Genomic DNA, 19769 nt, shown 5'->3' with positions numbered 1-19769 from the left:
CAATTTTTGAAAACGGTTTCCACAATATGGTGAAACAGCCCGAGCGGCTTTGCAACCTGACGGCTTGCCTTTGGGCCCGCTTTGCTCTTAACTCGGACTGTCTTTCTTTTTTCGGGCAGAAGGAGCCGCTTCATGAGTGCAGATTCAAAAGCCGATGACAGAACCCTGGTGCGGCGTCATCTTCGGCTGGATCACATGAACCAGCTGCAGATTGAAAAGCTGGCGGAGGTGTTCGATGCCGAGCCCGGGGTGGCCAAGGTGGTGGTGCGCAAGCACTGGCTGGATATTGATTACGATGCCGCCCAGCTCACTCTGGATCGGGTGATCGCCCTGCTGGAAGCCTATGGTGGCGAGCTGTCTGCCGACTGGTGGACGGCGTTCAAGGCCCACTGGTACCGCAAGCGGGAAGAAAAACTGCGCGCGCGCCTGGCCCGGGAAGAGGACGAACACGAGCGCTGAAACGAAGACTTATTCCGGCAGGGCCCGGCGCAGCACGCCCTGGCCCTGAGCCAGCCGGTTGCGGGCCTCGGTTTTGCTTAAGCCGGTCAGCAGCATCAGGATCGCCAGCTTCACTTCATTATCCGCCGCCGCCAGCGCCTGAGCGGCGGTGCTTTCATTCTCGCCGGTGGCCTGCATCACAATGCGAATGGCCCGGGCCTCCAGCTTTTGATTGCTGGCGTGCAAATCCACCATCAGGTTCTGGTACACCTTGCCGAGGCGGACCATGGCGGCGGTGCTGAGCATATTGAGCACCAGCTTCTGGGCGGTGCCCGCCTTGAGCCGGGTGGAGCCGGTGATGACCTCGGGGCCCACTTCGGGCTCAATGGCAATATCCGCCTCCCGGCCGATGGCCGAGCCGGCATTGCAGGCCAGCGCCACCGTGCCGGCCCCCAGTTCCCGTGCGTAACGCAGGCCGCCGATTACATAGGGAGTGCGGCCGGAGGCGGCAATGCCCACCACCACGTCCTTGTTCGTCAGGCCGATATCGCGCAGATCCTGCTCGCCCTGCTGCTTGTTGTCTTCCGCCCCTTCCTGCGCCCGGAACATGGCCGCCTCGCCGCCGGCGATCAGCCCCAGCACCAGGCCGTGGGACACGCTGAAGGTGGGCGGGCATTCAGAGGCATCCAGCACCCCCAGCCGGCCGCTGGTGCCGGCGCCGGTGTAGATCAGCCGGCCTCCTGCGCGCAGGGCGGTTTCTATCATGTCCACGGCGGCGGCAATGGCGGGCAGCACCTTTTCCACCGCCTCGGGTACGCCCTTGTCCTGCCGGTTGATCAGCGTGACCATGTCCAGCGCACTCAGGGTGTCGATATCGAGGGTGTCCGGGTTGCGGCTTTCAGAGGCCAGTCTGGCCAGATCCTGGATCAGCGGGTTGTTCATGGGTGTCTCGTCAGTCGGGAAAATGAAGGGCGCCGAGTACGGCCGGACGCCGGGCACCGGTGGCCTCGGGCAGGCTGCCGGGCAGCCGGTGCAGGGTCTGGTGCGCCAGCCAGGCAAAGGCCATGGCTTCCATGGCGTCCATATCGACCCCGGCTTCCGTGGTGGTGGCGGCCCGCCAGCCGGGCAGCAGAGCGGCCAGGCGTTCCATCAGCAGGGGATTATGGCCGCCGCCGCCGCACACCAGCAGCTCGCCAGTGGGCCAGGCTTGCGCCTGCTGGGCAATGGCGGCGGCGGTAAATTCGGTTAACGTCGCCTGCACATCGGCCACGGCGTCGTCGCCCGCAAGGCGTGCATCGAGCCAGACGTCGTTAAACAGCTCCCGACCGGTGCTCTTGGGTGGCGGCAGCGCCAGCCAGGGTTCGGCCATCAGGTGTGCCAGCAGTCCGGGCAAGACCTGCCCCTGGCGGGCGAGGGCAGCGTTCCTGTCATAAGGCGCACCGGTATGGCGCCGGCACCAGGCATCCATCAGCATGTTGCCCGGCCCTACGTCATAGCCCAGCACCGGCCGCTCCGGGGCCAGCACGGTAATATTGGCGATGCCGCCGATATTGACCACGATGCGCAGCCGTTCAGGGTGGGCCAGCACCCGCTGGTGAAAGGCAGGCACCAGGGGCGCGCCCTGGCCGCCCAGGGCCATGTCCTTGCGGCGAAAATCGGTGACCGTGGGGATGCCGGTCAGGGCGGCAATGCGGTTGCCGTCGCCGAGCTGCAGCGAAAACGGCAGTTTGGCGTCGGGCTGGTGCCACACCGTCTGGCCGTGACAGCCGATGGCACGCACCTCGGTCGCGTTCAGGCCGGTATCGGCCAGCAGTTGCCGGGTAATATCGGCATAGGCCTGGCCCAGTGCTGCGTCCAGCTCGCCCCATTCCCTGGCGGTAACGGCACCGCCGCCGGCGAGGGCCAGCAGCCGCTCGCGCAGGGGCGCATCAATGGGCGCATTGGCGCAGCCCTTGAGCTCAATGGATTGGCCGTCGGTAACCACCAGCACGGCGTCGATGCCGTCCAGGCTGGTGCCGGACATGATGCCGATATAGTGCTCCATCACCACTCCGCCGGCAGCTCCTGCAGCGGGCTGACCGGCACGCTGATCACCTCGTTCTCATAAGGCTGGGGTGCGGGGGACGGCTCAGGCTGAATGGTTGGCTCGGGCTTTGGCGGTGCCGGCGGTGGCGGGGTGCCGCCGCAGGCAGCCAGCAACAGGGCCGGCAGCAGCCACAGGGGGTTACGCATTGCGAATTTCTCCGGGTCGGGTCAGTATGCGATTCTTCAAGGTTGCCACAGGGCAACGCCGGCCGCCAGCGGGCGGCGCAACAAAATAAAGAGGAACCACCATGGCCTGCTGGCTGTTCAAAACCGAGCCCGACACCTTTTCCATCGACGATCTGGCCCGCGCCAACACCCTGTGGGAAGGAGTGCGCAACTATCAGGCCCGCAACTTTCTGCGGGATGAGGTCAGGGAAGGAGACGAGGTGTTTATCTATCATTCCAGCTGCAGCAAGGTGGGCATTGCCGGGCTGGCGCGGGTGGTGCGCGCCGGCTTTCCCGACCCCTTTGCCTTTGACCCGGACAGCCCCTATTTCGATCCGAAATCCGACCCCGCCAGGCCCCGCTGGTACGCAGTGGAGCTCACCTTTGAGCGCAAGCTGCCGCTGCTGCCTTTGGCTGCGCTCAAGGCCAACCCGATCCTGGCCAACATGCCGCTGGTGAAAAAGGGCAACCGGCTGTCGGTGATGCCGGTCACCGAGACCGAACGGCGAGCCATTCTGGAAATGGTGCAGGATTACAGCTCAAATACCCGGGCCAGATAGCGGGCCACGCCGTCTTCGTCGGCGCTGTGGGTGCGCTCATGGTGGGGCAGGGCGTTCTGCAACCGGGTGTGGGCGTTGGCCATGACCACGCCGTTGCCGGCCCGGTTCAGCATTTCATAGTCGTTCATGCCGTCACCAAAGGCGATCACCCGCTCCAGCGGGGTGTTTCTGCGTTCGGCCAGTGTGGCCATGGCCGATCCCTTGTTAACCTCGCCGTGCATCACTTCCAGGCAGATGGGTAGTGAGAAGGTGATGTTGAGCCGGTCGCCGAAGTGGGCCAGCAGCATGTCTTCCACCTTCACCAGTTGCTCGTGGTCTCCGGCGTAAAACACCTTGTCCACGCCCTCGGCGGGCAGCCGTTTCAGATCGGTCACCCGGTAGCGAAAGGGGCTGTCGGGGCAGAAGTCGAGCAGGGTGGGCAGGGGCTCTTCCACCAGCCAGTGATCCCCCTGATAGAGGTTGAGGTGCACCCCCGGCAGGCGAAAGCGAAACAGCAGGTCTTCCACCATCTGCGGCGGAATGGCACGGTTGTGCAGCAGGCGATCATTACGGTCGTGAATGCGGGCGCCGTTGCTGGTGATCAGGCTCACGTTCAGCCCCAGCTGCTCGCGAATGGCGCGCACGTCCACGTGGTGGCGGCCGGTGGCCACAATAAACTCCACGCCGCGGCGGGTCAGTTCATGCAGCACCTCGCGGGTGTAGCCGGAAATACGGTGCTGGCTGTTCAGCAGGGTGCCGTCCAGATCGGAGACGATCACGTCATACATGGGTTGTTCCGTGGGTCAGGGGTGTTGTTCAAAAAAGGCCAGCACTGCCTTCAGTGCGCGGTTGCGGTATTTGTCCTGCTCGATAAAGAGCTCGTGGGCGGCGCCCTTGATGCGCTTGGGACCACCACCGGCGCAGTGGCGCAGGGCCTGGCAGAAGGCGTTCTGGGCCTCGTTGCTCACCACCACATCCTGGCCCGACTGCAGCACCAGCAGCGGCGTGGTGATCTGGCGGGCGCGGGCAATGGCCCGGTCACCGGCGGCCAGGCTCTCACCCAGCCATTGCAGACTGACCCCGCCCAGCTGCAGCTCCGGACGCTCCCGGTACAGCTGGCGAAACAGCCGGTAGCGCAGCTCGCTGTGGGTCAGCTCGTTGTCGGCAAAGGGGGTTTCCTCATAGCCGCCCTGGCCGGGGGCATAACAGGCTTCGCGGCCCAGCCAGCGGCAGCCGGTGCCCAGTACGGTGACCAGGCCATCGGCCAGCCAGCGGGGCAGGGGCCCCAGATAGATGCTCATCATGGGCGATGACAGCGCCGCCGCCTGCACCTGCACTTTGGTTTTGCTCAGCCACAGCGCCGAAATGGTACCCCCCATGGAGTGGGCCAGCAGATACACCGGTTGCTCACCGGCGGGCAGCACCACCTGTTGCATGAACTGCTCCAGATCCTGCACATAGTCGTCGAACTCGGCCACGTGGCCCATCAGCGGATTGCCGGTCAGCCGGGGCGCCAGCCCCTGGCCACGGTGGTCGTAGAGATAGACGTTGTAGCCGTTTTCAAACAGATCCCGTGCCAGCTCCTGATATTTGAGGTAGGACTCGGTGCGGCCGTTAACGAGCACCAGGGTGCTGCCGTGGCCGGGTTTGCGCAGGGCGGCCCAGGGCAGGGCAAGGTCATTGTGGCCGGTAAAACGGCCTTCGGTGGCGTGGGTTTGCCAGTATTGCTGCAGGCCGTCGAGGCCCAGCCCGGCCAGCTCGGCTTCGGTGGTCAGACGCGGCGTCTGGGCAACGGCGGTGTTCATGACAAGGCAGATCCCGAGCAGCAACAGACGGGCGAGCATGATGGGCTCCGGTCGGTTATGAGTGACGGCATAGCCCCAGTGTAGCCTGAAAGGCGGGCCGTGAGGAGTGAGGAGAAAAGGGGTCAGGCGATTCCCGCCCCTCACTCCTTACCCCTCACCCCTCACCAGCGATTACTTCCGCTGGCGGTACACCTTGAGCACATTGGGAGTAACCCGGATCTTGCGCATGATATTGGCCAGATGAATCCGGCTCTTGGTGGTGATCAGCAGGTCCACCACATACACCCGGCCATCCTTTTCTTCGGTGGCAATGCTGTGAATATTGGCGCCGGTGGCGGCGATCACATTGGCCAGCTCCGCCAGGGCACCCTGATGGTTGATGATCTCGATGCCGATTTCGGTCTTGAACTCGTAATCGAAATCCTGCTCCATGTCCCACTGCACCGCCAGATACTTGTCGGGCTCCCGGTTGTAGCCGCGAATGTTCTTGCACGACTCCAGGTGCACCACCAGCCCCCGGCCCGGACTGATATGGGCGATGATGGGATCGCCGGGAATGGGCCGGCAGCAGTTGGCAAAGTTGAGCAGCATGTCGTCGGCGCCGCGAATGGGCATTTTCTTCACCGCTTTCTGGCGTTCAACCGGGGCGTCGTCCAGCAGCCGGCGGGCCACCACCACGCTCATGGCGTTGCCCAGGCCAATGTCGGCCAGCAGGTTGTGAATGGAGCCGTGTTTGGTGTCTTTCAGCACCTGCTCGACCCGCTCCACCGGAATATCTTCCAGGTTTTTGGCCCCAAGTGCGTGGTTGAGCAGGCGTTTGCCCAGCAGCACCGACTCTTCGGTGCGCAGGTTCTTGAGGAACTGACGGATCTTGGTGCGGGCCCTTGAGGTAACCACAAAGTTGAGCCAGGCGGCATTGGGCCGGGCGCTGGGCGCGGTAATGATCTCTATGGTCTGGCCCGAGTGCAGCGGCTGGCTGAGCGGGTAGGGCTGGCGATCCACCCGGGCGCCCACGCAGGCGTGGCCGATGTCGGTATGCACGGCATAGGCAAAATCGACGGCGGTGGCGCCGCTGGGCAGCTCCAGAATGCGGCCCTCGGGGGTGAACACATAGATTTCGTCGGGGAACAGATCGGTCTTGACCCCTTCGATAAACTCAAAGGACGAGCCGGCGCTTTGCTGCAGCTCCAGCAGGCTTTGCATCCAGCGCTGGGCCCGCACCTGAGCGGTGGTGCCAGACGCTTCGCTGTCCTGCTTGTAGGCCCAGTGGGCGGCCACGCCCTTGTCGGCCATCTGATCCATGTATTCGGTACGGATCTGCACTTCCACCGGCACCCCGTGCGGCCCTACCAGAGAGGTATGCAGCGACTGGTAGCCGTTGGTCTTGGGAATGGCGATATAGTCCTTGAACCGGCCCGGGCGCGGCTTGAACAGGGTGTGCATCTGCCCCAGCACCCGGTAGCAGGTGTCTATGTCTTTTACGATCACGCGAAAGGCGTAGATGTCCATCACCTCGTGGAACTGCAGTTCCTTTTTCACCATCTTGTTGTAGATGGAGAACAGGTTCTTCTCCCGGCCCTTGACCTGAGCCTCTATGTTGGCGTCGTCGAGCCGGCCCTGGATCTCGGCCAGAATCGACTCGATGATCTCGCGCCGGTTGCCCCGGGCCCGGCGCACCGACTCCCGCAGCACCCGGGTGCGCATGGGGTAGAGGGCCTCCAGGCCCAGCTCTTCCAGCTCGTTCTTGATGCTGTGAATGCCCAGGCGGTTGGCGATGGGGGCGTAGATTTCCAGGGTTTCCCGGGCGATGCGGCGGCGCTTGTCCGGACGCAAGGCCCCCAGCGTGCGCATGTTGTGGGTGCGGTCGGCCAGCTTGATCAGAATGACCCGAATATCCTGGGTCATGGCCAGCACCATTTTGCGGAAGTTCTCGGTCTGGGCTTCCTTGCGGTTGCGGAACTTGAGCTTGTCGAGCTTGGAAACCCCTTCCACCAGCTCGGCCACGGCGCTGCCAAACTGCGCTTCCAGCATTTCCCGGGTGACCGGTGTGTCTTCAATGGTGTCGTGCAGCAACGCCGCCATCAGGGTTTCCTGATCCAGGTGCATCTCACACAGAATGCGGGCCACGGCCACCGGATGGGTAATATAGGGCTCGCCACTGGAGCGGGTTTGTCCCTGATGGGCATCGCGGGCGACGATATAGGCGGCTTTGAGTTGTTCCATCTGCTCGGGCGGCAGATAGGTGACGGCGATTTCTTTCAGCGGTTCAAACAGATACAAGAGAATACCCCGACAATCAATGCCGTTAACACGCGATGGAAGAGCAAAGGGCCCGTGAATAACGGGCCCGCCGGCAGTGGTTAAAGCCTGGGGTCAGCTGCGGCCTTCGGTAATGGCAGCCACGGCAGCCAGTTCGGCGGCTTCCATTTCCTGCTGCTCCTGGCGATCCTGAGCGTCCATTACGGCATGGTTAACCAGGCCTTCCTCGATTTCGCGCAGGGCGATCACGGTGGGCTTGTCGTTCTCTTCCTCTACCAGGGCATCTTTGCCCTGAGTCGCCAGCTGGCGGGCGCGGCGGGCTGCCACCAGCACCAGATCAAAACGGTTGCCAACCTGTTCTACGGCATCTTCAACGGTAACGCGGGCCATAACAGACTCCAATGATTAAAAAAGGTGCAAAATTCTAATGGATATTAGCTTATTCCGCCAGTAGCCGGGAAAGCAAATCGTGGTAGCGAACCGCCTGCTTGCCGGTATTGGCGCGCTCAGCCTCGATAATGGCGCTGAGCTGGTTGAGCGCATGCTCAAAAGTATCGTTGACCAGCAGATAGTCGTATTCGTCGTAGTGGGACATTTCCGAAACTGCCTTGGCCATTCGGCCCTGAATCACTTCGGCGCTGTCCTGCTGGCGGGCGTTGAGCCGGCGCTCCAGCTCTTCCCGGCTGGGGGGCAGAATAAAGATGGACTTGGCGCTGGGTGACTGCTCACGGATCTGGCGGGCGCCCTGCCAGTCGATGTCGAGCAGAATGTCGATGCCCTGGGCCAGCTGCTGATCGATCCACTCCCGCGAGGTACCGTAATAGTTGCCGAACACCTCGGCCCACTCGTAAAAGGCGCCTCTGTCTATCAGCGCCTTGAACTCGGTCTTGTCGACAAAGTGATAGTGCACCCCGTTTTCTTCGCCCGGACGGGCATCACGGGTGGTGTGGGATATCGACACCTGCAGCCGGCCATCGGCACTGGGGCGGTCGAGCAGGGCTCTGATCAGGCTGGATTTGCCCGCGCCACTGGGAGAGGAAATAATGAATAGGGTACCGATGTGCGCCATAGTGTTCTGCCCGTTCGTGATATGTCCCGCGCCGCCGGCCGGGATCAGGGGCGACCAATCCTACCAGAAAGCCGGAAATAAAAAAATGGCCGTTGCGAATGCGACGGCCAGTCAAAAAGTAACTATAGCTTGCTGCGGAAGTGCCCTCCACGCAGATTTCATTATGATCAGCACCTCGGTTCGGCTCTATCAGTTTTTTCCTGCATAAAACCTCGTAAATTCCGAGTTAACTTGCGCTGAAGCTGGCTGCAAGGGTTTTGGTGCGGCCTCGGTCTGTGTGGCTTACAAGGGTAAAAAGGAGCCTCTTATGTGGGAACTGAAAGCCTTGCTGAAGGACAAGGCCAACATTGCGCGGCTGTATATTTATTCGCACGACATGAGCCTGTATACGGTGCAAGCGGAGCTGGACGGTGAGCGCCGGCCACTGGCCGACGGCGGCAAAGCCCTCACCTTTCGCAGCATTGAGCACGCCCGGGAGAGGCTGGCAGGCCTGAACGTGGCCCGCTGCCTGCTGGTGCAGTATTCCCCCTACCAGGAGATGGTGGGACAGGCGGCAAAACCGGCGCCGCCCATGGAGCTGGAACTTGCCTGGCCCGGCTGGCAGGCCGGGGCCTGACGCTTAGCTTTCGGGAGGATCCTTGCGCACCACGTCCACCTTGTGCTGTTCCCTGGTCCACTTGCCCTGGGGCTTGTCGATGTACTGAAAATACTCGTTGGTAAAGCTGCCCTGGCTGCAGGTATGGCGGTACCAGGTGGTGGGCACCTGTTGGTAGTCGAGCACGCTGTTGAACACCCCGGGGCCGGTCATGTCATACACGCCGCTGATGGTGTTTTCGCGAATATTGGTAAGGATTTGTTCAATCAGCTTCGCCAGATTGGGGTTATCGGGTTTGCTGGCAATAAAGTAGTTGGTGAGCTCGTTATTCTGGCGAATGATGTACAGTTCTTCATGCTCGGGGCGAATGGTGCAGCCCAGCGGCCACACCGCATGAGCGTCGATATCCAGATAGACACCGCCGTATTTTTGCAGCACCAGGATGCGCCAGAAATCCGCTTGGGAAGCCCCGATCTGCAGCCGGGAATAGGCCTCGAAAATCTCCGGGGAGTAGTTGGCCTTAATAAACTCGGCCCGGGCCTCGGTGATCATAAAGCGGTATTCAAAGGTGGGCGACATAATGCGGTTGAACAAATAGTTCAGGTACACCGGCAGGGTGGCCTTGTCGGTGTAGTTGGTCTGCCAGATGATGCGGGGAATGGGTCTGTCTGCCCCTTTGATCAGCGCTCCGGAGCGGGCCGGCAGGGTAAAGCGCTTGTTGGGCAGAAAGTAATGAAAAACGTAGCTCAGCACCTTGGTGATGTTGGCTACGAGCTTTATCAGCCGGCTGGCAAGGACAACGTGTACCTTCACGGGAACTCCTGTGGCAATATTTGGCATTGAAAACCGGGTTAGTCTAGCACGCCGGGCCGGTGTGCCGGCCCTGAATGTCGGTATGCTGACCGGGCGTTAACGCAGCAGTGCCAGCAGGCTGTCGGCATCGGCGGGCAGTTTCTGGCTGCCGGTTTCGCTGAACAGGGCATCGGCCAGGGCCTGTTTTTGCTGCTGCATTTGCTGAATGCGCTCTTCCACCGTGTCTGTGGCCACCAGCCGGTATACAAACACGGGCTTGTTCTGGCCAATGCGATGGGCGCGATCGGTGGCCTGGTTTTCCACTGCCGGGTTCCACCAGGGATCCACATGAATGACCACATCGGCGGCGGTCAGGTTCAGGCCGCTGCCCCCGGCCTTGAGGCTGATCAGGAATACCCGCACTTCGCCCTGCTGAAAACGGTCTATGGCTTGCTGGCGATGGCGGGTCTGGCCGGTGAGTTTGCTGTAGTCAATGCCCTGCCGGTTCAGATCTTCTTCAATTAACCCAAGCACCTGGGTGAACTGGGAAAACACCAGAATGTTGCGGCCTTCTTCCAGCAGGCGCGGAATGGTTTCGCTCAGCCAGTCCAGCTTGGCGTGCTCCTTTACCGCGGCGGCTTGCTCCAGCTTGACCAGGCGCGGGTCTATGCAGGCCTGGCGCAGCTTGAGCAGGGCATCGAGAAATTCAATGTGGCTGCGGGCCAGCCCCTGGCGCTGAAACAGCTCGCGAATGCGCTGCTCCATGCTCACCCGAATGCTTTCATACAGGGCGCGTTGTTTGCCCTGCAGCTCCACATACTGCACGATTTCGGTCTTTTCCGGCAGTTCGGTTACCACGTCCGCCTTGGTTCGGCGCAGCATGAAGGGGGTCAGCTTGCGGCTGAGCAGCCGGTGAGCGTCATGATCGCCGTGATTTTCAATGGGCTGGCGAAACGCCTTGTTAAAGGTGCTGCGCCCGCCCAGCAGGCCGGGCAGGGCAAAGTCCATCAGTGACCAGAGCTCACCCAGATGATTTTCCAGGGGCGTACCGCTCAGACACAGCTTCATCTCGGCCTTCAGCTGGCGCACCCGCTGGGCCGCCTTGGTGACCGGGTTCTTGATGGCCTGGGCTTCATCCAGCACCAGCAGGCTGAAGTGTTGCTCTGCGTAATGCTCATGATCCCGCAACAGCAGCGGGTAGGTGGTGAGCACCAGATCTGCCGAAGCCAGTTGTGTCAGGGCGCTTGCTCGTTTTGGGCCGTGTACGGTTAGCACCTTGAGTGCCGGCGCAAAGCGGGCGGCCTCGTGTTTCCAGTTGCCCATCAGGCTGGTGGGGGCCACTATCATGGCGGGCTGTTGCAGCTTGTTGTTTTCCTTCAGGTGCTGCAGCAGTGCCAGGGTCTGCAGGGTTTTGCCCAGGCCCATGTCGTCGGCCAGAATGCCGCCAAAGCCGTAGCTGTGCAAAAAGCCCAGCCAGTTCAGGCCCTGCTGCTGATAGGGGCGCAACTCGGCCTGCAATCCGGCGGGAGCGGGCACGGTTTGCAGACCAGTAAAGTGTTGCAGTTGCGCCATCAGGGCGGCGGTGGCCGGTGCCTGGCGCATATCGAGGCTGGGCAAGTCTCCCAGCAGGGCGGCCTCAAAGGGAGGCAGTGAGACGGCGTCGTTCAGCTTGTTGCCGTTATATAACTCCAGCAGCAGACTGCCGATGGTGGTGAGCGGCTGCGTATTCAGCCGCAGCCAGTTGCCGTTTACGGGCAGCAACAGTTCATTGGGCATGCCCGCCTGCAGCCAGGCACCAATCAGCTCTGCGGTGTCGAGCTTGGTGTCACCCAGCTGCACTCCAAGCGAAAAGTCGAACCAGCCATGTTCGCCGTCCTGCAGTGCCATCTCAAAGGCGGCATCCTCAATATCGAGCCGATAATCCGGATCGTAACGAATGTGCCAGCCCTGCCGCTCCAGCTCGGGAAAGTCCTGCTCAATATGCTGCTGCCACTGGCTGAGCATGACCTCGTTGCTGGGTGTGCTTGGCATCCAGAAGTTATCCTGCTCGCTGAGCAGGGCAAGATTAAGGGCCTTCAGTTGTTCACAGGCGCGCTGCTCAGCCGCCAGATCCCGTTTTATCAGATATTGCCGGCCTTCATGCTGGTGCATGGCCACCGGCTCGGTTACGGCAACAAGATAGTCGGGCGGCAGGGTAATATCGCCATAGTCATAAAGCAGTCGTGCGCCGGGCACGGGTTTGTTGGCAGGGGTAACCGCCAGCACCAGGTGAGGCACGGGCGTGTCCAGGGTCACAAAATCCGGCTCCCGGGCCAATGGCAGTTGCTCTGCAGTAAAGGCCCGGCGCAGCTGAACCGCCGCCGTGGCCATTTGCTCGTCCGGCACCGGCGGCATGGCACACAGATGAGCCAGCCGCTCTGTATCAAGCGGGGTAATAATCTCGCCGATGACGGAATTTTTGGTGTCCAGATAGCAGGGTGGCTCAGTGGCAAGCAGCTTCCAGCCGGACAAGCCATCCAGTCTGGCGACCAGTTGCTGACCGGCGCTGCAGTTCTTCCACACCCAGCTCAGGGGGCGGGGGGCAGCCTGGCGCAATGGCTGGTTGCCAAAGGGGGGCAATAAACGCCAGCCGGGCAGCAAGCGGGTGAGCACCTGGTAACCATCCTCGCCCTGAAGCGTCAGCATGGTCTGGTTGTAGGTGGGCATCGCGGGCAGCAGTCTCTGGAGCCTGGCGTCTTCCGGCAGGTAAAACTCTGGTGTTCCCCATGACAGGTTATAAGCATGGGTATGGTATGGCTTTTGCTGGCCCCAGCTGCCGTCCTTTTTCAGATAAGCCTTGTACAGCGCCAGTACAAACTGGTCCTGATAAAACTCCAGCCGGTACAGCAGATAGTGCCGTGACGGAGGCAGCTTGTCCGGGTTGGCCTTTGTCGCAGCGTTGGCAGGCAGGGACGCCAGCCATTGTTCCAGCGGGGAAAGCGCCGGCGGCTGCCTCTTCTGGCCTCTGGTTGGCAGAGTCTTTGTTTTTTTGGATGCTTTGGTGTTGTTCAGCCACTGCAGCGCCGCCGCCACCCCGTGCTTGCAGTTGTACTCCACCGGGCAGCTACAGTCTGCCACCAGCATGTCGTCTTCCCAGAATACATACACCTCGTAAAGTTCGGTGCCCTGTACTTCGGCCACCAGCTGTTCATGCACCTCGTCCAGTTTGACCGACAGCACCCCGTGCTGCCGAAAGTAGCGTTCGCCCCGCTGAAAGGTCGCGGAGTCGGTCATGTGCTGAATGTCGTCAAGGGTAAAGTGCATGGTGCTGGTGCAGAAGGTCACTGTAAGGTGTGGGTACTTTAATACGGGCAGAGAATGGAGCAAAGGGGGAAGGGAATACCAGCCCCCGTTGTTACGGGGGCTATATGCCGCAGCATGAGGATCACTCGATATTTTGGATCTGCTCTCTCATCTGCTCGATGAGCACTTTCAGCTCCACGGCGCTGGCGGTGATGTCGGCGTTGATGGACTTTGAACCCAGTGTATTCGACTCCCGGTTGAACTCCTGCATCATAAAGTCCAGGCGCCGGCCGCAGGGGCCGCCTTTTTTGAGGATCTTGCGGGTTTCGGCAATGTGGGCGGTGAGCCGGTCCAGCTCTTCGGCCACGTCCACCTTCTGGGCCAGCATGACCATTTCCTGCTCTACCCGCTGGGCGTCCAGTTCAATTTTGGCTTCTTCAAAGCGGTCCCGCAGGCGCTGGCGCTGCCATTCCATGATGGCGGGCATTTGCGCGCTGACTTTCGCCACTTCCTGCTCAATGCCGGTGAGGCGCTGTTCAATCAGGGCCTTGAGCTTGTCGCCTTCGCTGGCCCGTGCGGCGAGGAAGTCGTTGATCACCGTATCCAGCCCTTGCAGCAGGGCCTTGCCAATGGCGTCCATGTCCTGAGCCTGGGCTTCCATTACCCCGGGCCAGCGCAGAATGTCCACCGGGTTCAGGGTGCCCTGACCGGCCTTTTCCATCACCCAGGTGGCGCCTTCAATCAGCTGCTCGGCCAGGGCCTTGTTGATGTGCAGCTCACCCTGACTGGCCTGGTTGCTTTCAAAGCGCAGGGCGCATTCCACCTTGCCCCGCTGCAGTTTGGCACGCAGTTTTTCCCGTACCATGGGCTCCAGGCCGCGAAACTGCTCGGGCAGCCGGGTGTAGGTTTCCAGGTAGCGCTGGTTGACCGAGCGCAGCTCCCATACGGCGGTGCCCCAGTCCTGTTTAAATTCCTGCCGGGCAAAGGCGGTCATGCTGTGGATCATGTGATTCCTGCTGTCTGTCAAAGAGTAATCCCGAAGTGTGACACAGCCGGGCTCAGGCGCCAACGTTGGGCGGCATGCATTGGGCCGGCGCTTTCTTTATAATGCTTCGGTTTGCCCGCCGGGCAGCGCCTTTTTGACCTACAGGAGAACACCATGACCGAACGAGCTTCAGGACGCGCGGCGGACGAAATTCGCCCCGTAACCATTACCCCGAACTATACCCGTCATGCGGAAGGCTCCGTGCTGGTGGAATTTGGCCACACCAAGGTGCTGTGCACCGCCTCGGTGGAAAAAGGCGTGCCCCGCTTTCTGCGCGGTCAGGGCCAGGGCTGGGTGACGGCGGAATACGGCATGCTACCCCGCTCCACCCACAGCCGCATGGCCCGGGAAGCGGCACGGGGCAAGCAGGGTGGCCGCACCATGGAAATTCAGCGACTGATCGGCCGCTCGCTGCGCGCCGCCATGGATCTGGAAAAGCTGGGTGAATACACCATTACCGTGGACTGCGATGTGATCCAGGCCGACGGCGGCACCCGCACCGCCGCCATTACCGGCGCCTGTGTGGCCCTGGCTCATGCCCTGAACTGGATGAAGGCCGAGGGCATGATCATTCATAATCCGCTCAAGACCCTGGTAGCAGCGATCTCGGTGGGGATTGTCGACGGCCAGCCGGTGGCGGATCTGGAGTATACCGAAGATTCAAAAGCGGAAACCGACATGAACGTGGTAATGACCGCCGAAGGCAACATGATTGAGGTGCAGGGCACCGCCGAGGCCGCCCCCTTCAGCCACGACGAGCTGCTGGCCATGCTGGCGCTGGCGCGCAAGGCGGTAAACGATCTGGTGGAGCATCAGCGCCGGGTCATTGCCGGCTGATCACCGCCAACCCCCTTAATTTATTGAATGACATTGCGGAGAGCTGCATGAAAGCGTATCAGCGCGAGTTTATTGAATTTGCCATGGCCAAACAGGTACTGAAATTTGGCGAGTTCACCCTGAAATCCGGGCGCAAGAGCCCCTATTTCTTTAACGCCGGCCTGTTTAACAGCGGCCGTGACCTGGCCCGGCTGGGCCGCTTCTACGCCGCCGCCCTGGTGGATGCGGGCGTACAATACGACGTGCTGTTTGGCCCGGCCTACAAGGGCATTCCCATCGCCAGCGCCACCGCGGTACAGCTGGCGGAAGTGCACGATCAGGACGTGCCCTACTGTTTTAACCGCAAGGAAGCCAAGGATCACGGCGAGGGCGGCAATCTGGTGGGCAGCCCTCTGGCTGGCCGCATCATGCTGGTGGACGATGTGATCACCGCCGGCACCGCCATTCGTGAATCCATGGACATCATTCAGGCCAACGGCGCCGAACTCGCCGGCGTGCTGATTGCGCTGGATCGGCAGGAAAAGGGCAAGGGCGAGCTGTCCGCCATTCAGGAAGTGGAGCGCGACTATAACGCTCAGGTCACCGCGATTATTACCCTGGGCGATCTGATCGAATATCTGAGCGAACAGCCGGAGATGGTCGAGCATCTGGAGCGGGTGCGTGCCTACCGGGAACAGTACGGCATCTGAGTGGCCTGAAGGTGCAGTGAACGTCGGCCAAAGGGGTAGGTTGGGATGAGTTTTACGAATCCCAACACTTCAGCCGTCGGCTCTGTTGTTGGGATTCGCTACGCTCATCGCCAACCTACTTTCTGCCTACAGGCAAGGTCGCCATTGTTTAATAAAAAAGCCGCTGAAAGCGGCTTTTTTATTGAGTAAATGCAGCGATCAGCTGCTTTTCTGCCGGTGCAGATGCACATCCATCTGGGGAAAGGGAATGCCGATGTGATTGGCATCCAGCTCGTTCTTTATCTTCTCCAGCAGATCGAACTTCAGGTTCCAGTAGTCCTCGGCCTTGACCCAGGGACGCACGACAAAGTCCACCGAAGAAGCGCCCAGCTCGCTCACCGCAATGCGACAGGCGGGCTCCTTCAGTACCCTGGGCTCTTCTTCAATGATGCGGGTCAGCACTTCCTTGGTGAGCTTGAGATCGGCGCTATAAGACACGCCAATCACCAGATCCAGCCGGCGGGTGGCTTCTTTGGAGTAGTTGATGATTTTATCGTTCAGGATCTTGGAGTTGGGCACCACTATCATGCGGTTATCGGCCGTCATCAGAATGGTGGTGAAGATCTGTACCGAGTGCACGGTGCCGGCGGTGCCGCCCGCTTCAATGTAGTCACCGGCCTTGAAGAAGCGAAAGCCGATCAGCAGCACGCCGGCGGCAAAGTTGGACAGGGAACCCTGCAGTGCCAGGCCAATGGCCAGACCGGCGGCACCCACCACGGCCACAAAGGAGGCGGTTTGCACCCCTACCCGGCTGAGGGCGGCGATGATCACAAAGGCCAGCAGGCCATACTTGAGCAGGCTGGTGACGAAATCGGAAATGGTGCTGTCGATCTTGCGCGCCTTGAGCACCCGGTTCAGACCCCCGGTGAGCATGCCCACGGCAATAAACCCGATCACCAGGGTGAGCAGGGCGGCGGCAATGTTCACCCCATAGCGAATGATCAGCTCCTGATTGTTGACCACCCAGCTCTGGGCGTCCTGCAGAAACTGGGTGTTGAGCAGTTCGGTTTCCATTCTCTCGTGCCTCTGTTGTTATTTAAATTAAAGAGGGAGCGCCGTTACACCGCGGCCAGCTGCCGGTGCAGCAGTTGCCAGTGGCTGTCGAAGTTGTGGGTTGGTTTTATTTTGAACTGGCTGCGCACATACTGGTTGATGCGGCCTTCCACATAGGCCAGCAGCAGGTTGGCCAGCACGGTTTCGTTCTCGGCAAAGCCGTCACCTTCATACAGACGGCGCTCGCGCATGATCTGCTTGAGCTGGGTCTCCAGCCGGTCAAACAGCTGGTTGATGCGCGCCAGCAGACGTTCGTGCTCCCCCTGCAGGGCATCACCGTTAAGCAGGCGGGTAATGCCCGGGTTGCGCTCGCAAAAGCCCAGCACCAATTGCAGTATGTAGCACAGGCGCTGGCTGCTGTCCTTTTCGTCCTGCAGGATCAGGTTGATGCGGGAAAACAGCGACTCCTCAATAAAGTCGATTAATCCCTCAAACATGCGCGCCTTGCTGGGAAAATGCCGGTAAAGAGCGGCTTCCGATACGCCCACTGCCGCGGCCAGCTTGGCGGTGGTAATACGTTGTCCCGGGCTGGTTTCCAGCATGTGGGCCAGCGCCTGCAGGATCTGCTCCCTGCGGTTTTTCCTGTTCTGGTTATTATTGGCCATGCAAATGTCCGGTTGGTTAGTGGCGACCGGAAGAGCCGAATCCGCCTTCTCCCCGCTCGCTTTGATCAAATTCATCCACCAGGGTGAACTGGGCCTGCACTACCGGCAGGATCACCAGCTGGGCAATGCGCTCGCCGGGTGCGATGGTGAAACTGTCCTTGCCACGATTCCAGCAGGATACCATCAGCTGCCCCTGATAGTCAGAGTCGATCAGCCCCACCAGATTGCCCAGCACAATGCCGTGCTTATGGCCCAGGCCGGAGCGGGGCAAAATGGTGGCGCACAGGCCGGGATCCTGAATGTGAATGGCCAGGCCGGTGGGCAGCAGCTGGGTATCACCGGGTGCCAGGGTCAGGGGCTCGTCCAGGCAGGCGCGCAGATCCAGGCCGGCGGAGCCGGGGGTGGCGTAGGCGGGCAGGGGAAACTCGGTGCCAACCCGGGGATCGAGAATTTTCAGTTCAATGGGTGTCATGGTATCGCTTCGCAATTAAGGTCAGTAACTGTTCGGCCAGCTCGGTTTTGCCGGCCAGGGGTAAATGGTGCTGGCCGCCGGGCCAGAACACGCTCAGGGCATTTTGGTCGCTGTTAAAGCCACGATCGCTGCCGGAAACGTCATTGGCGGCGATCATGTCGAGGTTTTTACGCTGGAGCTTATCAAGGGCGTATTTTTCCACATCCTGGGTTTCAGCGGCAAATCCCACGGTAAACGGCTTGCGGGGCAGGGCTGCCACCGAGGCCACAATGTCGGGATTTTTAACCAGCTCCAGCACCATGTTGTCGGCCTGGGTCTTCTTGATCTTGTTAGATGCCACCACTTTTGGCGCATAGTCGGCCACGGCGGCGCAGGCGATAAAGATGTGCTGCTCACCGATACCGGCCATCACGGCGTTATGCATGTTTTGCGCGCTTTCCACATTCACCCGCTGCACACCGGCGGGAGTGGCGAGATTTACCGGACCGCTGACCAGGGTGACTGCTGCGCCCAGTGCCTGTGCCGCGGCGGCCAGGGCAAAGCCCATCTTGCCCGAGCTGTGGTTGGAGATATAACGCACCGGATCCAGAGCTTCACGGGTGGGGCCGGCGGTGAGCATCAGCCTGAGTCCCGCCAGGGGCCGGGCTTTGGGGGCAAAATGCCGCTCCACCTCGGCCACCAGCACCATGGGTTCAAGCATGCGGCCCGGGCCCACGTCGCCACAGGCCTGCTCGCCCTGAGCCGGCCCCCAGATGAGAGCGCCACGGGCCTGCAGGGTGGCCAGATTGGCCTGGGTGGCCGGATGACGATACATCTGCTGGTTCATGGCCGGGGCCACCGCCAGCGGCGCCGCCGTGGCCAGCGCCACGGTCGTGAGCAGGTCGTCCGCCAGCCCGGCCGCCAGCCGGGCCAGTGTATTGGCGCTGGCGGGCGCGATCAGCAGCAGGTCGGCCCATTTGGCCAGTTCAATATGCCCCATGCCGGCTTCGGCCGCCGGATCGAGCAGGGCATCGGATACCGTCTCCCCGGATACCGCCTGCAGGGTGAGCGGGGTAATGAATTCCTGAGCGGAGGCGGTCATGATCACGCGCACCTCGGCGCCGCGCTCCTTGAGCCGGCGTACCAGCTCGGGCACCTTGTAGGCGGCAATGCCGCCGGTAATGCCGATAACTATGCGTTTTCCTGCAACAGACATGACGATGGTCTCCTCGTGTACAGCCGGCAAGATTATCACAATCGTTTCCCGCTGTGGGCTAGGCTTAACCTTCCGGACCCCATCGTGCTGCAGAAGGAGGGCATTGGCATGAGCATCAAGGACTGGCCGGAAGATGATCGTCCACGGGAAAAGCTGCTGAGCCGGGGCGCCGGCAGTCTGACGGACGCCGAGCTGCTGGCCATTTTTCTGCGTACCGGCGCCAAAGGCATGGACGCCGTGACCCTGGCCCGCACCCTGCTTGAGCAGTTCGGTTCATTACGCGGCCTGATGCAGGCGGAGGCGCGCCAGTTTTGCGAAGGGCCCGGTCTGGGCCTGGCCAAATATGTGCAATTAAAGGCCTGCATGGAGCTGATGCGTCGTTTTCTGGAGGAGCGCATAAGGCGGGAGCATGCCCTCACCAGTCCGGACCTGACCCGGGAGTTTCTGCAACTGAAACTCAGGGATCAGCCCCGGGAGGTGTTTGCCCTGCTGCTGCTCGACAACCAGCACAGGGTCATTGAGTTTCACGAGCTGTTTTTTGGCACCCTGGATGCGGCGGCGGTGTATCCGCGGGAAATCGTCGCCCTGGCGCTCAAGCAGGGTGCCGCCGCCGTAATTTTGGTGCATAATCACCCGTCCGGAGTGGCCGAGCCCAGCCGGGCGGATCGCATGATCACCGAGCGTATACAGGCCGCCCTGGGGCTGCTGGATATTCGCGTGCTGGACCATCTGGTTGTCGGCGACGGCGAAACCGTATCTTTTGCCGAGCGTGGCTGGCTTTGAATGCCGGGCGTTCGGCTTGTTG

General features: G+C 61.3%; 21 protein-coding genes. 6 read left to right on the top strand and 15 right to left on the bottom strand.

The window, feature by feature from the left end; all coding sequences use genetic code 11:
• Nucleotides 1-132 precede the first annotated feature (132 nt).
• Nucleotides 133-459 carry a hypothetical protein gene (locus tag DA373_RS04860; RefSeq protein ID WP_107851218.1) on the top strand — a complete coding sequence of 109 codons (327 nt, stop codon included), beginning with the start codon at nt 133-135 and terminating at the stop codon, nt 457-459.
• Nucleotides 460-468: 9 nt separating this feature from the next.
• Here the strand turns inward: DA373_RS04860 and murQ are convergent, their stop codons facing one another.
• Genes murQ through DA373_RS04845 form a run of 3 tightly spaced genes read right to left on the bottom strand, consistent with a single transcriptional unit; the run spans nt 469 to nt 2670 of the window.
• Nucleotides 469-1380 (bottom strand): N-acetylmuramic acid 6-phosphate etherase, encoded by a 912-nt coding sequence (gene murQ, locus DA373_RS04855; RefSeq protein ID WP_107851217.1) that lies wholly within the window; start codon nt 1378-1380, stop codon nt 469-471.
• A gap of 10 nt (nt 1381-1390) precedes the next feature.
• A complete protein-coding gene (locus tag DA373_RS04850; RefSeq protein WP_107851216.1) occupies nt 1391-2482 on the bottom strand; it encodes an anhydro-N-acetylmuramic acid kinase in 1092 nt (363 codons plus the stop codon).
• Nucleotides 2482-2670 carry a hypothetical protein gene (locus DA373_RS04845; RefSeq protein ID WP_107851215.1) on the bottom strand — a complete coding sequence of 63 codons (189 nt, stop codon included), beginning with the start codon at nt 2668-2670 and terminating at the stop codon, nt 2482-2484. The genes DA373_RS04850 and DA373_RS04845 overlap by 1 nt, the downstream gene beginning before the upstream one ends.
• 101 nt (nt 2671-2771) lie before the next feature.
• Between DA373_RS04845 and DA373_RS04840 the strand changes: the two genes are divergently transcribed.
• Nucleotides 2772-3248: an EVE domain-containing protein gene (locus DA373_RS04840; protein ID WP_107851214.1), complete on the top strand. Its 477-nt coding sequence runs from the start codon at nt 2772-2774 to the stop codon at nt 3246-3248.
• On the opposite strand, the gene DA373_RS04835 is transcribed toward DA373_RS04840, so the two are convergent.
• The 5 genes from DA373_RS04835 to gmk form a co-directional block, all read right to left on the bottom strand.
• Complete coding sequence (locus DA373_RS04835; RefSeq protein WP_107851213.1) at nt 3221-4015, bottom strand: Cof-type HAD-IIB family hydrolase; 795 nt, start codon at nt 4013-4015, stop codon at nt 3221-3223. The genes DA373_RS04840 and DA373_RS04835 overlap by 28 nt on opposite strands.
• Nucleotides 4016-4030: 15 nt before the next feature.
• Nucleotides 4031-5071, bottom strand: a complete 1041-nt coding sequence (locus DA373_RS04830; protein WP_107851212.1) for an alpha/beta fold hydrolase — start codon at nt 5069-5071, stop codon at nt 4031-4033.
• A 132-nt stretch (nt 5072-5203) separates the two neighbouring features.
• Nucleotides 5204-7312 (bottom strand): bifunctional GTP diphosphokinase/guanosine-3',5'-bis pyrophosphate 3'-pyrophosphohydrolase, encoded by a 2109-nt coding sequence (gene spoT / locus DA373_RS04825; RefSeq protein WP_107851211.1) that lies wholly within the window; start codon nt 7310-7312, stop codon nt 5204-5206.
• A gap of 93 nt (nt 7313-7405) precedes the next feature.
• On the bottom strand, nt 7406-7681 hold the full coding sequence (gene rpoZ / locus DA373_RS04820; RefSeq protein ID WP_107851210.1) for a DNA-directed RNA polymerase subunit omega: 276 nt from the start codon (nt 7679-7681) through the stop codon (nt 7406-7408).
• Between the two features lie 49 nt (nt 7682-7730).
• On the bottom strand, nt 7731-8360 hold the full coding sequence (gene gmk / locus DA373_RS04815; RefSeq protein WP_107851209.1) for a guanylate kinase: 630 nt from the start codon (nt 8358-8360) through the stop codon (nt 7731-7733).
• 307 nt (nt 8361-8667) lie between these two features.
• On the opposite strand from gmk, the gene DA373_RS04810 reads away from it, so the two are divergent.
• Nucleotides 8668-8976, top strand: coding sequence for a DUF6482 family protein (locus tag DA373_RS04810; protein WP_107851208.1), 309 nt, complete (start codon nt 8668-8670; stop codon nt 8974-8976).
• Between the two features lie 3 nt (nt 8977-8979).
• Here DA373_RS04810 and DA373_RS04805 read toward each other — a convergent pair whose 3' ends face one another.
• The 3 genes from DA373_RS04805 to DA373_RS04795 form a co-directional block, all read right to left on the bottom strand.
• Nucleotides 8980-9768: a glycosyltransferase family 32 protein gene (locus DA373_RS04805; protein WP_107851207.1), complete on the bottom strand. Its 789-nt coding sequence runs from the start codon at nt 9766-9768 to the stop codon at nt 8980-8982.
• 96 nt (nt 9769-9864) lie between these two features.
• A complete protein-coding gene (locus tag DA373_RS04800) occupies nt 9865-13050 on the bottom strand; it encodes a DEAD/DEAH box helicase (protein WP_157953680.1) in 3186 nt (1061 codons plus the stop codon).
• Between the two features lie 121 nt (nt 13051-13171).
• A complete protein-coding gene (locus DA373_RS04795; protein ID WP_107851205.1) occupies nt 13172-14035 on the bottom strand; it encodes a YicC/YloC family endoribonuclease in 864 nt (287 codons plus the stop codon).
• Between the two features lie 153 nt (nt 14036-14188).
• Between DA373_RS04795 and rph the strand changes: the two genes are divergently transcribed.
• Together rph and pyrE are read left to right on the top strand one after the other, a co-directional pair.
• On the top strand, nt 14189-14911 hold the full coding sequence (gene rph / locus DA373_RS04790; protein ID WP_107851204.1) for a ribonuclease PH: 723 nt from the start codon (nt 14189-14191) through the stop codon (nt 14909-14911).
• Between the two features lie 47 nt (nt 14912-14958).
• Nucleotides 14959-15600: an orotate phosphoribosyltransferase gene (gene pyrE / locus DA373_RS04785; RefSeq protein ID WP_107851203.1), complete on the top strand. Its 642-nt coding sequence runs from the start codon at nt 14959-14961 to the stop codon at nt 15598-15600.
• A gap of 198 nt (nt 15601-15798) precedes the next feature.
• Here the strand turns inward: pyrE and mscS are convergent, their stop codons facing one another.
• Genes mscS through coaBC form a run of 4 tightly spaced genes read right to left on the bottom strand, consistent with a single transcriptional unit; the run spans nt 15799 to nt 18964 of the window.
• Nucleotides 15799-16653 carry a small-conductance mechanosensitive channel MscS gene (gene mscS, locus DA373_RS04780; protein ID WP_107851202.1) on the bottom strand — a complete coding sequence of 285 codons (855 nt, stop codon included), beginning with the start codon at nt 16651-16653 and terminating at the stop codon, nt 15799-15801.
• Nucleotides 16654-16697: 44 nt separating this feature from the next.
• A complete protein-coding gene (gene slmA / locus DA373_RS04775) occupies nt 16698-17297 on the bottom strand; it encodes a nucleoid occlusion factor SlmA (protein ID WP_107851201.1) in 600 nt (199 codons plus the stop codon).
• A gap of 16 nt (nt 17298-17313) precedes the next feature.
• Nucleotides 17314-17769: a dUTP diphosphatase gene (dut, locus tag DA373_RS04770; protein ID WP_107851200.1), complete on the bottom strand. Its 456-nt coding sequence runs from the start codon at nt 17767-17769 to the stop codon at nt 17314-17316.
• On the bottom strand, nt 17756-18964 hold the full coding sequence (gene coaBC, locus DA373_RS04765) for a bifunctional phosphopantothenoylcysteine decarboxylase/phosphopantothenate--cysteine ligase CoaBC (protein WP_107851199.1): 1209 nt from the start codon (nt 18962-18964) through the stop codon (nt 17756-17758). Before coaBC ends, dut begins: the two co-directional genes overlap by 14 nt.
• A gap of 108 nt (nt 18965-19072) precedes the next feature.
• Here coaBC and radC point away from each other — a divergent pair, with 108 nt between their 5' ends.
• Nucleotides 19073-19747 (top strand): RadC family protein, encoded by a 675-nt coding sequence (gene radC / locus DA373_RS04760; protein ID WP_107851198.1) that lies wholly within the window; start codon nt 19073-19075, stop codon nt 19745-19747.
• Nucleotides 19748-19769 lie beyond the last annotated feature (22 nt).

It is taken from the genome of Oceanimonas marisflavi, from assembly GCF_003049725.1.
Taxonomy (GTDB): Bacteria; Pseudomonadota; Gammaproteobacteria; order Enterobacterales; family Aeromonadaceae; genus Oceanimonas; species Oceanimonas marisflavi.
Note: the sequence above shows the minus strand (reverse complement) of the source record. Positions and strands in the feature narration are given on the sequence as shown.

Excerpts from the sequence above, each read along its gene's own strand:
- rph (WP_107851204.1), top strand. The coding sequence starts at position 14,189 with ATGACCGAACGAGCTTCAGGACGCGCGGCGGACGAAATTCGCCCCGTA.
- rpoZ (WP_107851210.1), bottom strand. The coding sequence starts at position 7,681 with ATGGCCCGCGTTACCGTTGAAGATGCCGTAGAACAGGTTGGCAACCGT.
- DA373_RS04845 (WP_107851215.1), bottom strand. The coding sequence starts at position 2,670 with ATGCGTAACCCCCTGTGGCTGCTGCCGGCCCTGTTGCTGGCTGCCTGC.
- DA373_RS04860 (WP_107851218.1), top strand. The coding sequence starts at position 133 with ATGAGTGCAGATTCAAAAGCCGATGACAGAACCCTGGTGCGGCGTCAT.
- DA373_RS04850 (WP_107851216.1), bottom strand. The coding sequence starts at position 2,482 with ATGGAGCACTATATCGGCATCATGTCCGGCACCAGCCTGGACGGCATC.
- DA373_RS04830 (WP_107851212.1), bottom strand. The coding sequence starts at position 5,071 with ATGCTCGCCCGTCTGTTGCTGCTCGGGATCTGCCTTGTCATGAACACC.
- DA373_RS04800 (WP_157953680.1), bottom strand. The coding sequence starts at position 13,050 with ATGCACTTTACCCTTGACGACATTCAGCACATGACCGACTCCGCGACC.
- murQ (WP_107851217.1), bottom strand. The coding sequence starts at position 1,380 with ATGAACAACCCGCTGATCCAGGATCTGGCCAGACTGGCCTCTGAAAGC.
- slmA (WP_107851201.1), bottom strand. The coding sequence starts at position 17,297 with ATGGCCAATAATAACCAGAACAGGAAAAACCGCAGGGAGCAGATCCTG.
- mscS (WP_107851202.1), bottom strand. The coding sequence starts at position 16,653 with ATGGAAACCGAACTGCTCAACACCCAGTTTCTGCAGGACGCCCAGAGC.
- radC (WP_107851198.1), top strand. The coding sequence starts at position 19,073 with ATGAGCATCAAGGACTGGCCGGAAGATGATCGTCCACGGGAAAAGCTG.
- DA373_RS04795 (WP_107851205.1), bottom strand. The coding sequence starts at position 14,035 with ATGATCCACAGCATGACCGCCTTTGCCCGGCAGGAATTTAAACAGGAC.
- gmk (WP_107851209.1), bottom strand. The coding sequence starts at position 8,360 with ATGGCGCACATCGGTACCCTATTCATTATTTCCTCTCCCAGTGGCGCG.
- coaBC (WP_107851199.1), bottom strand. The coding sequence starts at position 18,964 with ATGTCTGTTGCAGGAAAACGCATAGTTATCGGCATTACCGGCGGCATT.
- DA373_RS04835 (WP_107851213.1), bottom strand. The coding sequence starts at position 4,015 with ATGTATGACGTGATCGTCTCCGATCTGGACGGCACCCTGCTGAACAGC.
- dut (WP_107851200.1), bottom strand. The coding sequence starts at position 17,769 with ATGACACCCATTGAACTGAAAATTCTCGATCCCCGGGTTGGCACCGAG.
- pyrE (WP_107851203.1), top strand. The coding sequence starts at position 14,959 with ATGAAAGCGTATCAGCGCGAGTTTATTGAATTTGCCATGGCCAAACAG.
- DA373_RS04840 (WP_107851214.1), top strand. The coding sequence starts at position 2,772 with ATGGCCTGCTGGCTGTTCAAAACCGAGCCCGACACCTTTTCCATCGAC.
- DA373_RS04810 (WP_107851208.1), top strand. The coding sequence starts at position 8,668 with ATGTGGGAACTGAAAGCCTTGCTGAAGGACAAGGCCAACATTGCGCGG.